This is a genomic window from Allomuricauda sp. d1 (assembly GCF_039592695.1).
Lineage (GTDB): Bacteria > Bacteroidota > Bacteroidia > Flavobacteriales > Flavobacteriaceae > Flagellimonas_A.
The window spans coordinates 723,510-737,842 of sequence record NZ_JBBUTK010000001.1 but is presented as its reverse complement, the minus strand read 5'-3'; the positions used below and the strand labels follow the sequence as shown (position 1 = coordinate 737,842).

Here is a 14,333-nt window from a genome sequence, read left to right as displayed (position 1 = left end):
TTACGAGTAAATCCAAGCCTCAACACCAATGAGTTATCAAAGGGAAATAAACAATTCAAAAAAAAAAATTGACCTTTTGAAAAGACTTGACTTTTAATGGATTATACTATAATTCGACGCCCTTCGTTTTAAATGGACAGTGTTTTGGCACGGCAATTGAAAATATAACCCCAAACCATAAAATCGAATCATCATGAAAAAACCACTACTTATCATTCTATTGGTCATCTTGGCGGCCTGTGGGGGCGTCAAGAAAACACAAGTAGCCCTGAATACCGGTAAATATGTGACCGCTATGAACAGGGCGATTGAAAACCTATCCAAAAACAAAACAAAAAGAGGAAACCAAGAATATGTGCTGTTGTTGGAGGAAGCTTTTGAAAAACATTCGAATCGAGAATTGGAACGAATCGCCTTTTTGGAAAAAGAAGGCAATCCAGCCAATTTAGAGACCATTTATAAGGGATATCAAAGGTTGAACAGCATCCAGGAACGCATCAGGCCTTTGCTTCCGCTACCCGTTTATGACGAGAAAAGGTCAGCGGCGTTCGATTTTAAGAATTTTGACAATGCCATTCTTGAGACCAAGGTTGAGCTTTCAGAATACCTGTACGCCAATGCAACCCAGCTTTTGAAGGAGGGCAATAACAAGTTTGACTTTAGAAATGCCTACGATGATTTCAACTATTTGTATGAAATCAATCCGGGCTATGCCGATACACGGGAAAAAATGGAAGAAGCCCGTGCCAAAGGGGTAGATTATGTGAAAGTGGCGTTGAACAACGATACGGAACAAATCATACCGGAACGATTGGCCGAAGAGCTTACCGACTTCAATACGTATGGCGTAAATTCTTTATGGACGGAATTTCACACAAGTCCAGTCAAAGGTTTCAAGTATGATTATGCGATGAATGTTGACTTCAAGGAAATCAACATCAGCCCAGAACAGGTCAATGAAAAGCAAATTATCAGAGAGAAGCAGATCAAAGATGGCCATGAGGTGCTGTTGGATGATAACGGCAATGTGGTAAAAGACAGCTTGGGCAACGAAATCTTGATCGATAGATTGAGAACCGTTCGTTGTAATTTTTATCAGTTTACCCAGTTTAAAAGTGCCCAGATCGGTGCTAAGGTGAGCATGATAGATTTGAACAGTGGTCAGGAAATCAATGCCTATCCCCTATCAAGCGAATTTATCTTTGAACATGTTTACGCCAATTATAGTGGTGATAGAAGAGCACTGGATACTGATTTGATTGCCTTATTGGATTTGGCCGCCGTACCTTTTCCGACAAACGAGCAGATGATCTACGATGCAGGCGAAGACCTAAAATTGCGTCTCAAAGACGTCATAAGAAGAAACACTTCCAGTTTAACGCAATCGAATTTTTCAGATTAACGCCCAAAGCTTCCTGATAAGAATTTGAATCAATTAAAGTCCCCTGTGATGGTTATCACGGGGGATTTTTTTACAGCAATTCCTGAAGAGTTGTTTCTGTTATGGCACCATGGGATGCGTGGTAGGTTACCTGTTCATTTTTGATCACGATGAGTTGTGGCGATTGGTGCATAACTCCCAACCGTTGTGCCGCCTCATCTGAAATGGCACGATGGGCGTGCAAATCGAGAAAATAGGCATCAACTACATTCTCGGCGGAATAATTGTCACTAAATATATTCAGTACCATCCTACTGATGCCACAGGTCGTCGAATGCTTGAACAACAACTGCGGTTTTTCATTTGATTTTTGGATGATTTCATCCAGTTGTTCCATACGCTCCAATGCAATCCATGGAACAGAATTTTTCTCCTTTTTCGTTGCTTTAGTTTTACTGAATAAATTTCCGAACAATCCCATTTTGCGAATTTAAAGTATAGAAGTGATTTGAACTTTTTGGATTGAAGCGAAAATTCATGATTTTTTACCGTTTTGAAGCCTTTTTAGAGTTGCATAGCAGAGCTACGGAAGGAGAAAAAGTCGAAAAAAGGGTGAAAAAGCATCATTTTTTAGCCAATTGAAAAAGTTTAAATCACTTCATAGGTCGAGCAAGTCCAAAAAACTTACACTCTGACGAAATGTCGTTCGTTTTCAACAATTTACAGACATTTTGACTGCCTTTTTCTGATGGTAAGATTCTTGCTTCCCTTAAAAAAAACTGAAAATGAATTTAAATAATTACACCATAAAATCACAAGAGGCCATTCAACAGGCGCAGTTATTGGCGCAAGAGTTTGGTCATCAACAGATAGAAAACGAGCATCTCTACAAGGCCATGGGCACTGTAGATGAAAATGTGTTGCCCTTTATATTGAAAAAGCTCAATGTAAACGCGGCAATGGTCGACCAAATTTTGGATAAGGAACTCAAAAGCCTTCCGAAAGTTTCGGGTGGTGACATTATGTTGTCACGAGAAGCGGGCAAGACGCTCAACGAGGCGAGTATTGTGGCCAAGAAGATGAACGATGATTTTGTATCGGTCGAGCATTTGTTGTTGGCCCTGTTCAAATCAAAGAGTAAGATTGCACAGATATTGAAAGACCAAGGTGTCACCGAAAAAGGTTTGGAAGCCGCCATGGAAGAATTGCGAAAAGGCGGGCGGGTAACTTCCCAGAGTGCTGAAGAAACCTATAACGCGTTGAGCAAATATGCCAATAACCTCAATGATATGGCCGATAACGGAAAGTTGGATCCCGTTATAGGCCGTGATGAAGAAATCCGTCGGGTATTACAGATTCTCTCTCGTCGCACCAAGAACAATCCGATGCTAGTGGGTGAACCCGGGGTTGGTAAAACCGCCATTGCCGAGGGCTTGGCCCATCGTATCGTTCAAGGTGATGTTCCTGAAAATCTAAAGGAAAAAACCATTTATTCTTTGGATATGGGGGCGCTCATTGCCGGTGCAAAATATAAAGGTGAGTTTGAAGAACGCTTGAAATCGGTCATCAAAGAAGTGACCACCTCTGACGGTGATATCGTACTCTTCATTGATGAAATCCACACCCTTGTGGGTGCCGGGGGCGGTCAGGGCGCCATGGATGCCGCAAACATTCTAAAACCCGCTTTGGCCCGTGGTGAGCTGCGTGCCATCGGAGCGACCACCCTTGACGAGTACCAAAAGTATTTTGAAAAGGATAAGGCCTTGGAGCGCCGTTTTCAAAAAGTGGTCGTTGATGAGCCCGATACTGAGAGTGCCATTTCCATCCTTCGGGGAATCAAAGAAAAATACGAGACCCATCACAAGGTTCGAATAAAAGATGAGGCGGTTATTGCGGCTGTGGAATTGTCACAGCGCTACATCACCAATCGATTCTTGCCAGATAAAGCCATTGATTTGATAGATGAAGCCGCATCGAAACTGCGGATGGAAATCAACTCGAAACCCGAAGAGCTTGATGTTTTGGATCGTAAAATCATGCAGCTCGAGATTGAAATCGAGGCCATCAAGCGTGAGAACGACAAAGAGAAGTTGAAAAGTTTGGACTTGGAATTGGCCAATCTCAAAGAGGAACGAAAAGAAATTTTTGCCAAGTGGGAAAGCGAAAAAACCTTGGTAGACAATATTCAAAAGACCAAGCAAGACATCGAGAACTTCAAATTGGAAGCTGAACGTGCCGAGCGAAACGGCGACTATGGCAAGGTTGCAGAGCTTCGATACGGTAAAATCAAAGAATCTCAAGAAACGCTTGAAAAGTTGCAAGATGAACTTGCGGAACAACAGCGTGGTGAAACCCTCATTAAAGAAGAGGTGACCAACGACGACATTGCCGAAGTGGTCGCCAAATGGACAGGCATACCCGTGACCAAGATGTTGCAGAGCGAGCGAGAAAAATTGCTCAAGCTTGAAGATGAACTGCACAAACGAGTGGTGGGCCAAGAAGAGGCCATTCAAGCGGTTTCTGATGCCATCAGAAGAAGCCGTGCAGGGCTTCAGGATACCAAAAAGCCGATTGGTTCCTTTCTTTTTCTTGGTAATACGGGGGTAGGAAAAACCGAATTGGCCAAGACCTTGGCAGCCTACCTCTTTGACGATGAAAATGCCATGACCCGTATTGATATGAGCGAGTACCAAGAACGCCATTCGGTCAGTCGATTGGTGGGTGCACCCCCAGGATATGTCGGTTATGATGAAGGCGGACAATTGACCGAGGCGGTGCGAAGAAAACCGTATTCTGTCGTATTGTTGGATGAGATTGAAAAAGCACATCCCGATACATTCAATATCCTCTTACAAGTACTGGATGAAGGTAGGCTGACAGACAATAAGGGCCGTGTCGCAGATTTCAAGAACACCATCATCATCATGACCAGTAATGTGGGCAGTCAAATCATTCAAGAAAAGTTTGAAGATACTGATGACGTTGAAAGTGCCACCGCTGCAGCCCGGATTGAAGTTCTCGGTTTGTTACGAAAAATGATGCGCCCTGAATTTTTGAACCGAATTGATGACATCATCATGTTTACGCCTTTGAACAGGTCACACATTAAAGCAATTGTTGAACTGCAGTTGAATGCCCTTAAAAAAATGGTGGCCAAACAGCACATCACTTTTGATGCCACCGATGAGGCCATTGAATATTTAGCCAAAAAAGGGTATGACCCACAATATGGTGCGAGACCCATCAAACGATTGATACAAAAAGAAGTGTTGAACAAGCTCTCAAAAGAACTTCTGGCCGGCAATTTACAACGTGACAGTATCATACTGTTGGATTCTTTTGACAACGAATTGGTCTTTAGAAACCAGTCAGAATTGGTCAACTGATGGTATATGTCAATAAATTTTAGCCCTTTCCAATTGGAAAGGGCTTTTTTATACCGTACAGTATGTCTTTTTTTTTATCTTAGACCCCTGCATCTCAGTTAACCGTAAATGACCACAAAAGCCGAAAGAACCACAGCCTATATCATTGAAACCGTTGCACCCATATTCAATAAGTTTGGATATGTGGGCACTAGTATGAGCGACCTTACCGAAGCGACGGGCCTCACTAAAGGTGCTATTTATGGCAATTTTGAGAATAAAGAAGCATTGGCCCTCGCCGCTTTTGAGTACAACAGAAACCACCTCTTGAAAACTTTGGACGAAAAGCTATCTGTGGATGGAAAAGCACTTGATAAAGTGTTTTCCCTAATAGATTTTTACAGACAATATGATGCGTTCACACTTCCCTTTGGGGGATGCCCCATACTCAGTGTAGGTACAGATGCCCAGCACAACAACAAGTTGTTGGCGGCCGCGGTCAAAGAAACCATCAAGGAAATTGAGGGTAAAATTGCCCTTGTACTTGAAAATGGGAAAAATAACCAAGAATTTAAACTGCCCGTACCCCCACTGACCTTTGCAAAACAGCTCTTTACCATGTTGCAAGGAGCGGTTGCCATGGCAACCCTTAATCAAGACCGTAAGTATTTGGCAAACACCACTGCCTATCTAGAGCAATTGGTGAAGAGAGAGTTTAAAAACTGATCGTTCTTACTCTAGTCTCACCCTGAAAATCCAAGTTTTATCAGGATACTTTCCATTGAACTTACTATCTCTCGCCTTGCGTGCCTCTTCAACCGTATCGTAACGTTCTAGGTATACGTAATTGTACTTATTGAGTTTACGATAGAACGATTTCGGATTCAGCCCTTTCTCCTGTAGCGTCTTCATGAAATTGTCAAAGTATTTCTTCGTGCCGAACACGTTGGCAATCAAATAGAACCCAGGCTGAAGTCCGTCTTCATTTCTGGTGACTTCTTCATATTTTTCACCGGGCTTGACCTCAACTTCTTCCTGCTGCTGTAGTTTGGCGATACTATCCAATCGCTGTTGTTCACGAAGTGCTTCGGCTTCTTTCCGTTGTTGTTCAGCAATACTGTCCGCTCGTTGCTGCTTCTGAAGTGCCTCGGCCTGTTCTTTTTCTTGCTGTAGTTCGGCAATACTATCGGTTCGCCGCTGTTCAATTATAGCTCTGGCTTCTTTTTCCCGAACTTGGGCAAGACTGTCCAAACGTCGCTGTTCGCGAAGTGCCTCAGCTTCTCTTTCTTGCTGCTGAAGTTTGGCGATACTGTCCAATCGTTTTTGTTCACGTTGTGCATCCGCTTCTTTTTGTCTGGTCATTGCAATGGAATCTTGTTCCCTTTGCTGCTTTTGTTGCGCATTCACACGACGTATGGAATCTTGTACTTGTCGCTGTTTGGCTTCGGCCAAAGCTTGGTTTATTGAATCCCGCTCTCGCTGCAAGCGTTCCGCTTCCTGTTGTCTTTTCTGCTCATCTTGTTCTTCCTGCTCTTCTTCCACCTTGGGCAACTCATCGGCAAGTTTTACCTCTTCTTCCACTCCTGATTCAACTTCTTGGTCTGGTTTGGCCTTACCAAAGTGGTATGATACCAGCAGTTCAAATGTAGAATCCTCTCCATCCAAATCATCACCTGTTGAAAATTCCATCAATCCGCCAACTGAAAAATGTTTGAAAAAAGTAAGTCCGAGCCCCAGTGAAGGACCATAAAAATTGTTGTAACCTCCCTGAAACCAAAACTTCGAAGTTGAAAATAGCGCGTTCAGACCAATTTGGGTATCGGCATTCGGTATCGTTTTTACATATAATAACGGCCGTACAAAACTATTGCCCAGACCCTCTGACAAATAAACGGGGAAATCATTGCTCAACGCTCCGATAAATATACTGCCAAGACCATCTCTGTCGCTGTCTGTAAGGTTGATGTCAATGGCATTTTCGAGTGCCAGTGCAACGGAAAAGTTATTGACCAACAATCGCGCACCGGGCGTGAACTGTAATAAAAAATCATTGGTTTCACTAAACACAGGCAGGTCAATATCGGGATTGGGCATGAACCGGTCATCGGCCAATTCTTGCTGAAAACCCAAAATATTGGCCCCTAGAAGAAGTTTGATATTGGGGTCAAAGTTTATGGCATGGGTATAGTTCAAAAGTCCACCGGTATTGAGAAAGGTGCCCGTGTTATGCTGTATGAATCCACCACCAATGGTGGAAGCAGCGCTTAGCTTATGCGTGTATGAAAAAAAAAGCGTGGTAGGATCGCCATCAATGGTCTGCCACTGCCACCGGCTCCAAAACGAGGCTGCATGGGGGCGATTCCAATCGTATGAATAGGTTGGGTTCAACAAGCTCGCATTGAATTGGGTCAGGTTATGTTGGCGCAAATCTTCAGGAAGCGAAACCTCTTGTGCCTGTGTGCCCACAAGCAAAAAAAGGCAGAAACAGATACCAAAGGCTTTGCGCATGACGTTTATAAAAGTGAAAAGTTTATTTTAGTGGGATTGAACCAAACGATATGCAACGAATATACCCTTTAAATAGAAGTCTGACCGTCAATTTCTCTCTCATTTTATTAACGATTTGTTCACTGGTAGCCTGTAAAAATGATGCTACAGTAAATGAAGACAACCGAGAACCTGTCGTTACCACTTTTTATCTGATCAGGCATGCTGAAAAGGATAGAGAAAATCCTGAAAATCCTGATCCAGAGCTGAACCAAGATGGTCTGACCCGTGCTATGCAGTGGGCCAATATTTTTGAGCCCCTCGCTTTGGATGCCATTTATTCCACCAATTACGAACGTACGTCAATGACCGCGGCACCCACCTCGGTCAAGAAAGACATCGATATAAAATACTACGAACCCGATATGGATATCGAGTCGTTCAAGAAGGAAAATGAGGGCCTTAACGTGCTTGTGGTCGGGCATAGCAATACGACGCCCGTGATAGCCAACCAATTGCTCGGTTTTGAAAAGTACAGCCAGATGGACGATAATGACAACAGTAGCCTTTTCATCATCAGAATCATCAATGGCAACGCCACCGACATTCGTTTGAGCATGGATTAGTGCTCTCGGATTACCTCAATAGCTTCCAATTCAATTTTTGAGAGCAATTCAAGACTTCCTTTTTCGAATAGACTGTCCACTTTCATGAAATCCACCTCATCTGGATCTGCCTTGAAATTTCTGTAGTCGACAAATCTTATACCATTGACATAGCGCTCATTGAAGGCCTCTCGAAAGCGAATGCCGCCGCCATCTACATGAAATTCATACGCCAGAAAATCAGGTTTCAGTGTTGCTGTATTGAACCAGTACAGATACGCATCCTCAAAATCCTCACCTCCATTTTCCTCAGCAAAAGTTACCTTAATTTTGTAATAATCCTTTCCGTTTAAAGGCACTTTGCCCAATAATTCTTTGTTTACGGCTGGGTCGTTCAAGCCATATGGTAATCGTGCAAAATAATGCACTGAATTCACCGAATTGGCGTAACGGTTCGCCACTGAATCGGGCAATCTGATCAAGTTGTCATTGAAAAACCGTTCAAAAGACATATTGGTCTTGACATCGGTAATGGTCAATGAATCTGTGGTAGTTTGCCTTTCCAGTACTTTTCTTCCATCTTTTATGTACGCCACATAGTTTCTATCCCTAAAACGAAAGGAAACCTTGCTCGAGTCGTGAAGATGGCCTCCTGAAACTTCTATGGATTTGTTAATTATCTGTTGTGCAGTACGTTCGTTGTCCTTTTCTGAACAAGAACAGCAAACCAGCAATATGAGAAAGATGAAGAATTTATTCATTCGATTGTTTTGATTCAGTAATCGAAAAACCAAGAGAAACATTACAGTTCAGCCGTTTTGAGTTATTGAACTCGCTTAGAGTTCACTATTTTTGCCCCTCATGCAGAAAAACATCAACATAAAGAACAAACGGGCGAAATTCGATTACGAGATTCTGGACAAATATACAGCCGGAATCGTATTGTCGGGTACTGAAATAAAGTCCATTCGAAATGGCAAGGCCAACCTGTCGCAAAGTTTCTGTGAGTTCAACGACCGTGGTGAGCTTTTTGTCATCAACATGCAGGTTGATGAGTACAGCCATGGCACACATTACAACCACAAACCCAAAGCTGAGCGAAAATTGCTGTTGAACAAACGTGAGCTCAAAAAACTGCACAAAGAGGTCACCGCTTCGGGGCTGACCATCATACCCTTGAACCTATTCATCAACGACAGGGGTTTGGCCAAAGTCAACATCGGTTTGGCCAAGGGTAAAAAACAATACGATAAACGCGAGACCATAAAAGATAGGGATAGCAAACGCAATCTGGCCCGCATCAAAAAGAGTTTCAACAATTAATTCTTGTCTTCCAAAAGGGGCACAAAACGAAACAGACCCATCTCTTTTTTCTCGAACTCTTTATTCGATTTTCGAACATAAAGGGTCATCACCTGTTCTTCAATGCCCACAGGGATTACCAACCTTCCCCCTACTTTCAGCTGTGACAACAAATCTTTTGGGGTTTCTGGTGCGCCGGCGGTCACAATGATACCATCGAACGGAGCTTCTTCAGGCAATCCTTTGTAGCCATCACCAAAAACCATTTTCTTAGGTCGATAGCCCATTTTGTCGAAAAAAAGCTTTGTGCTCTTAAAAAGTTCTTGCTGGCGCTCAATGGTATACACTTTTGCTTTCAAATGCAGCAGAATGGCTGTTTGGTAGCCGCTGCCCGTGCCAACTTCCAAGACTTTATCGTTGGGTTTGACCCGTAATAATTCTGTTTGAAATGCCACGGTGTAGGGTTGTGAAATGGTCTGTTCGGCACCGATAGGAAATGCCTTGTCTTGATAGGCATGGTCTTCAAAACTACTGTCTAAAAAAAGATGGCGTGGTACCGCCTTGATGGCATTGATGGCCGAAGCAGCCTTAATGCCCTTGTTCTCAATCACCTGCGCCAATTGATTGCGCATGCCCTTATGTTTATGGGTATCTTTCATGTTTTGGTTTGGTGCATCGAAGTTAAAAAAGTTCCTGGTTAAAGTGCCAGCCCAATTCTGGATTTTTTATGCGGTGTGCACCCATATCCGTATTTTTGAAAAAAACCATAGCTGATGTTAAAAGTTGGTGTTCTCGGGGCTGGTCATTTGGGCAAAATCCACCTTCGTTTATTGAACCAATCCGAGAAATATGAACTCATTGGTTTTCATGATCCTGATGAAATCAATGCCAAAAAAGTGAGTGATGAATTTGGTTACACCTACTTTGACAACATCAATAATCTGATTGATGCTGTGGATGTGGTGGACATTGTCACCCCCACCCTTTCCCATTTTGATTGTGCCAAAAAAGCGATGCAGCAAAAGCGGCATGTTTTTATTGAAAAGCCCGTGACCAATACCACTGAAGAGGCAGAAGAGCTTTTGCAGCTTGAAAGAAACCATAGTGTTAAAGGGCAGGTGGGCCATGTTGAGCGGTTCAACCCTGCCTTTTTGGCTGTAAAAGACACCATTGAAAACCCCATGTTCATTGAGACCCATCGTTTGGCAGAGTTCAATCCCCGGGGTACCGATGTGCCCGTGGTGCTCGACTTGATGATCCATGACATTGATGTGATTTTGAGCGTGGTGAAATCAGAGGTCAAAAAAATCGACGCAAGCGGTGTTTCTGTCATCAGCAAATCACCTGATATTGCCAATGCCCGCATTCAATTTGAAAATGGGTGTGTCGCCAATTTGACAGCAAGCCGTATTTCGTTGAAGAATATGCGCAAATCACGGTTTTTTCAACGGGATGCCTATATTTCTGTGGATTTTCTGGAAAAAAAGGTCGAAGTGGTCAAAATGAAGGATGCCCCTGAGAATCCGGGGGATTTTGATATGATCCTGCAAAATGCGGAAGGAGAGAAAAAACAAATCTATTTTGAAAATCCAGAAATCATCTCGAACAACGCCATTCTGGACGAATTGGAAACCTTTGCGGATGCCATCAACAACAATACTGAACCCATGGTGACCCTTAAACAGGGCACAGCGGCACTGCAGGTAGCGTTGCGGGTGATTGAGGCTTTTGGAAAATAATTCCAAGGCTTTTGTTGTGAATTTCTTAAGCAGATTAATATGCAAAAAATCATCCAAGAATACTCAGAAACACTTATAGAAGTTCTACAAGATGTTTCTAAAAACAATTCACTTATACAAAAATCCTATGTCTTCGATTGTGAATGGCTAAGTAGTCTAAACCCTGAAAAAGTAAGAGAAACTGACGAGCATAAAACATATCAAGAACTATTCAGAAATTTGAAAGGGCCAGTTCTTTATTGGTTTAGAATAATATCTGACACATCGTCATCTGATATAAGACAAAAACTACAAGAGTATAAATCTTTAAATAGTTTAGACAAAAAAGCGACCCCTTCATTAAGAAACAGTTTTAATCCAAGTTCAAAGATTTTATATGTTGGAAAGGTCAAAAGAAATTTTTGGAGCAGAGTTATTCAACATATTGGTATTTATGAAAATAAACAAACTCAAGGGTTACAGTTAATGCATTGGACTGGAGGACTGGACTTAAGAGTAGAGTTAAATGCCATTGAATTCGATGAAGGCATGTCCAATCTTATTTCCATTTTTGAGTGGAAGCTATCTAAAATTAAAAAGCCGATAATTGGAATACATTAATCTTGACAAAATATTAAAATGAAAAGTATAGCAGTTATAGGAGCAGGTACCATGGGCAACGGAATCGCCCATGTTTTTGCACAGCACGGTCACGAAGTAAATCTTATTGATATCTCGCAAACCTCACTTGACAAGGGGTTGGCCACCATTACCAAAAATCTGGACCGGATGTTGGCCAAAGAGTCCATCTCTGAAGAGCTCAAAAAAAGTACTCTCGACAACATCACCTCGTTTACCGAGCTGAAAAAAGGGGTTGCCGATGTTGACCTTGTCGTTGAGGCCGCCACTGAAAATCTGGACATCAAACTCAATATTTTTAAAGAATTGGATAGTATCTGTGATGAAAAGACCATTTTAGCCACCAATACCTCCTCCATATCCATAACACAGATTGCCGCTGCGACCGAAAGGCCTGAAAAAGTGATTGGTATGCATTTTATGAATCCCGTGCCCATCATGAAACTGGTTGAGATCATACGAGGCTACAACACTACTGACGGAGTCACCGAGAGTATCATGCAGCTTTCGAAAAAGCTCGGCAAAACCCCGACGGAAGTCAATGATTATCCAGGTTTTGTTGCCAACCGCATTTTGATGCCCATGATCAATGAGGCCATAGAAGCCTTGTACAATGGCGTTGCAGGTGTACATGAAATTGACACGGTGATGAAATTGGGCATGGCCCACCCGATGGGTCCGTTGCAATTGGCTGATTTTATCGGGTTGGATGTTTGTTTATCCATCTTGAATGTGATGTACGATGGATTCAAAAATCCGAAATATGCACCTTGTCCATTACTCGTCAATATGGTGACCGCTGGCAAATTGGGGGTAAAATCAGGAGAAGGTTTTTACGATTACTCCGAATCGAGAAAGGCAGAAAAAATAGCCGGCCAATTTGCTTAGCCCATGGCATTGATCAAACCCTTTCGGGCCATAAGACCAGCCTGTGACAAAGTCGCCTTTGTCGCCTCACGCTCTTATGAAGAATATAATCAAGATGAGCTCAACGCCGTATTGCGGTACAATCCGTTTTCGTTTTTGCACATCATCAACCCTGGTTTTAAGTTCAGTAAATCTGTTACGGGCCAAGAGCGCTTCAAGTTGGTCAAAAACCGATATCTTGAGTTTTTGGAAGACGGTATTTTTCTAAAGGATGAAGAACCCAGTTTTTATCTCTATGAAATTGGGATGGGAGATTTCAAAACGCTGGGGCTATTTTGCGCCACAAGCGTTGAAGATTATCGAAACGATGTCATCAAAAAACATGAGGATACCATTTTGAAGCGTGAAAAGCTGTTTGCAGAATACCTGCAAACCGTTGGTTTCAATGCCGAGCCCGTATTGATGACCTATCAGCAAGATGAAACTATTTCAAAGGTCATTGACAATGAGGTCTCAAAAGAGCCAGAGTACGATTTTACCACAACGGATAAAATTCGTCATCGATTATGGCGTGTTTACGATGAAAAGACTGTAAACCATATCAAAAAAGCATTTGAAGGTATTGATTCGTTCTATATAGCCGATGGCCACCATCGCAGTGCCTCATCAAATCTACTGGCCGAAAACTCTGAAAAAGCAAACAGCAAACACTCAGGCGGTGAGGCGTATAATTTTTTTATGAGCTACTTGATTCCTGAATCAGAAATAAAGATTTTTGAGTTCAATCGAATGGTGAAAGATTTGAACGGACTGTCAAAAAAAGAGTTCTTGGTTCGGTTGGATACCCATTTCCGCATAGAAAAGCGCGATGACGATGTGTACAAACCATCAAAAAAGCATCATTTCAGTATGTATTTGGATGGGGATTTTTACTCCCTCTACCTACGAAAAAAAATCTACAACTTTACCGATGAACTCAGCCAATTGGACACCCAGATTCTCTACAAGACCATTTTAGAACCGATTTTGGGCATCAAAGACCTTAGAAACGATAAGCGGATTGCCTATGGTTACGGGAAATACAATTTGATTGTGATGAAAGACAGCATTGACAAAGGCGAATTTGCCGTCGGGTTTGGTATGTTGCCCATCACCATTGATGAAATAAAGGCCATTGCCGACGCAGGATTGGTCATGCCGCCAAAAAGCACCTATATTGAACCAAAACTCAGAAGCGGACTGACGATTTATGAGCTATGAGATTACTGATTACTGATTACTGATTACTGATTACTGAGAATAAAAAATGCAGATAAAAGAAAATCTTCAACATGTAAAAAAATCACTCCCAGAGGATGTGACCTTGGTTGCCGTGTCAAAAACCAAATCCAATGAAGAGATTTTGGAAGCTTACGATGCTGGGCAGCGCATTTTCGGTGAGAACCGTGTGCAAGAGATGGCCGAAAAACGGCAAGGGCTTCCCAAAGACATTGAGTGGCACATGATTGGCCATTTGCAGCGCAATAAGGTCAAATACATGGCCGAGTTTGTCGCATTGGTGCACGGGGTTGACAGCTTCCGGTTGCTGAAAGAAATCAACAAGCAGGCCGAAAAGCATAATCGTACCATTCCGTGTTTGTTACAGATGCACATTGCTGAGGAAGAGACAAAATATGGTTTGGATGAAAAAGAACTGAACGAAATTACCACCTCATCCGAATTTAAATCCCTGAAAAACATCAAGATTGAGGGATTGATGGGCATGGCAACCTTTACCGACAACATGGACCAAATCAGAAAAGAGTTTCGTTATCTCAAATCTGTCTTTGACAAAACAAAAACACAGTTGCCAGAGATTTCAATTTTATCCATGGGGATGAGCGGCGATTATCATATCGCTGTTGAAGAGGGGAGCAACATGGTCAGAATCGGAAGTAGTATCTTTGGTGCCAGAAACTATTCGTAAAGC

At 42.5% G+C, this 14,333-nt stretch carries 14 protein-coding genes; 10 read left to right on the top strand and 4 right to left on the bottom strand.

Annotated elements, in window-relative coordinates; all coding sequences use genetic code 11:
- Positions 1 to 193: 193 nt before the first annotated feature.
- Positions 194 to 1,402 carry a hypothetical protein gene (locus tag AAAH86_RS03505; RefSeq protein WP_343486115.1) on the top strand — a complete coding sequence of 403 codons (1,209 nt, stop codon included), beginning with the start codon at positions 194 to 196 and terminating at the stop codon, positions 1,400 to 1,402.
- A gap of 70 nt (positions 1,403 to 1,472) precedes the next feature.
- Here AAAH86_RS03505 and ytxJ read toward each other — a convergent pair whose 3' ends face one another.
- Positions 1,473 to 1,862, bottom strand: coding sequence for a bacillithiol system redox-active protein YtxJ (gene ytxJ, locus AAAH86_RS03500; RefSeq protein ID WP_343486114.1), 390 nt, complete (start codon positions 1,860 to 1,862; stop codon positions 1,473 to 1,475).
- Positions 1,863 to 2,166: 304 nt separating this feature from the next.
- On the opposite strand from ytxJ, the gene clpB reads away from it, so the two are divergent.
- Together clpB and AAAH86_RS03490 are read left to right on the top strand one after the other, a co-directional pair.
- Positions 2,167 to 4,767 carry an ATP-dependent chaperone ClpB gene (gene clpB / locus AAAH86_RS03495; RefSeq protein WP_343486113.1) on the top strand — a complete coding sequence of 867 codons (2,601 nt, stop codon included), beginning with the start codon at positions 2,167 to 2,169 and terminating at the stop codon, positions 4,765 to 4,767.
- A 108-nt stretch (positions 4,768 to 4,875) separates the two neighbouring features.
- Positions 4,876 to 5,472, top strand: coding sequence for a TetR/AcrR family transcriptional regulator (locus tag AAAH86_RS03490; protein ID WP_343486112.1), 597 nt, complete (start codon positions 4,876 to 4,878; stop codon positions 5,470 to 5,472).
- A 6-nt stretch (positions 5,473 to 5,478) separates the two neighbouring features.
- On the opposite strand, the gene AAAH86_RS03485 is transcribed toward AAAH86_RS03490, so the two are convergent.
- A complete protein-coding gene (locus tag AAAH86_RS03485) occupies positions 5,479 to 7,254 on the bottom strand; it encodes a PorP/SprF family type IX secretion system membrane protein (protein WP_343486111.1) in 1,776 nt (591 codons plus the stop codon).
- A gap of 50 nt (positions 7,255 to 7,304) precedes the next feature.
- Between AAAH86_RS03485 and AAAH86_RS03480 the strand changes: the two genes are divergently transcribed.
- On the top strand, positions 7,305 to 7,859 hold the full coding sequence (locus AAAH86_RS03480; RefSeq protein ID WP_343486110.1) for a phosphoglycerate mutase family protein: 555 nt from the start codon (positions 7,305 to 7,307) through the stop codon (positions 7,857 to 7,859).
- Here the strand turns inward: AAAH86_RS03480 and AAAH86_RS03475 are convergent.
- On the bottom strand, positions 7,856 to 8,599 hold the full coding sequence (locus tag AAAH86_RS03475; RefSeq protein WP_343486109.1) for a DUF6503 family protein: 744 nt from the start codon (positions 8,597 to 8,599) through the stop codon (positions 7,856 to 7,858). The genes AAAH86_RS03480 and AAAH86_RS03475 overlap by 4 nt on opposite strands.
- 100 nt (positions 8,600 to 8,699) lie before the next feature.
- On the opposite strand from AAAH86_RS03475, the gene smpB reads away from it, so the two are divergent.
- The gene (smpB, locus tag AAAH86_RS03470) at positions 8,700 to 9,161 is read left to right on the top strand and encodes an SsrA-binding protein SmpB (RefSeq protein WP_343486108.1); all 462 of its coding nucleotides are present in this window, start codon (positions 8,700 to 8,702) and stop codon (positions 9,159 to 9,161) included.
- Here smpB and AAAH86_RS03465 read toward each other — a convergent pair.
- Positions 9,158 to 9,799, bottom strand: a complete 642-nt coding sequence (locus tag AAAH86_RS03465; protein WP_343486107.1) for a protein-L-isoaspartate(D-aspartate) O-methyltransferase — start codon at positions 9,797 to 9,799, stop codon at positions 9,158 to 9,160. The genes smpB and AAAH86_RS03465 overlap by 4 nt on opposite strands.
- 114 nt (positions 9,800 to 9,913) lie before the next feature.
- Between AAAH86_RS03465 and AAAH86_RS03460 the strand changes: the two genes are divergently transcribed.
- From AAAH86_RS03460 to AAAH86_RS03440, 5 genes are read left to right on the top strand one after another with little or no spacing between them, the layout of a single operon-like run.
- Positions 9,914 to 10,879: a Gfo/Idh/MocA family oxidoreductase gene (locus AAAH86_RS03460; RefSeq protein WP_343486106.1), complete on the top strand. Its 966-nt coding sequence runs from the start codon at positions 9,914 to 9,916 to the stop codon at positions 10,877 to 10,879.
- 39 nt (positions 10,880 to 10,918) lie between these two features.
- Complete coding sequence (locus AAAH86_RS03455; RefSeq protein WP_343486105.1) at positions 10,919 to 11,479, top strand: hypothetical protein; 561 nt, start codon at positions 10,919 to 10,921, stop codon at positions 11,477 to 11,479.
- 18 nt (positions 11,480 to 11,497) lie between these two features.
- On the top strand, positions 11,498 to 12,385 hold the full coding sequence (locus AAAH86_RS03450; protein WP_343486104.1) for a 3-hydroxybutyryl-CoA dehydrogenase: 888 nt from the start codon (positions 11,498 to 11,500) through the stop codon (positions 12,383 to 12,385).
- Positions 12,386 to 12,388: 3 nt separating this feature from the next.
- Entirely contained in the window at positions 12,389 to 13,624 is a 1,236-nt protein-coding gene (locus AAAH86_RS03445; RefSeq protein WP_343486103.1) for a DUF1015 domain-containing protein, read from the top strand.
- Between the two features lie 46 nt (positions 13,625 to 13,670).
- Positions 13,671 to 14,330 (top strand): YggS family pyridoxal phosphate-dependent enzyme, encoded by a 660-nt coding sequence (locus AAAH86_RS03440; protein WP_343486102.1) that lies wholly within the window; start codon positions 13,671 to 13,673, stop codon positions 14,328 to 14,330.
- The last annotated feature ends 3 nt before the right edge of the window (positions 14,331 to 14,333 follow it).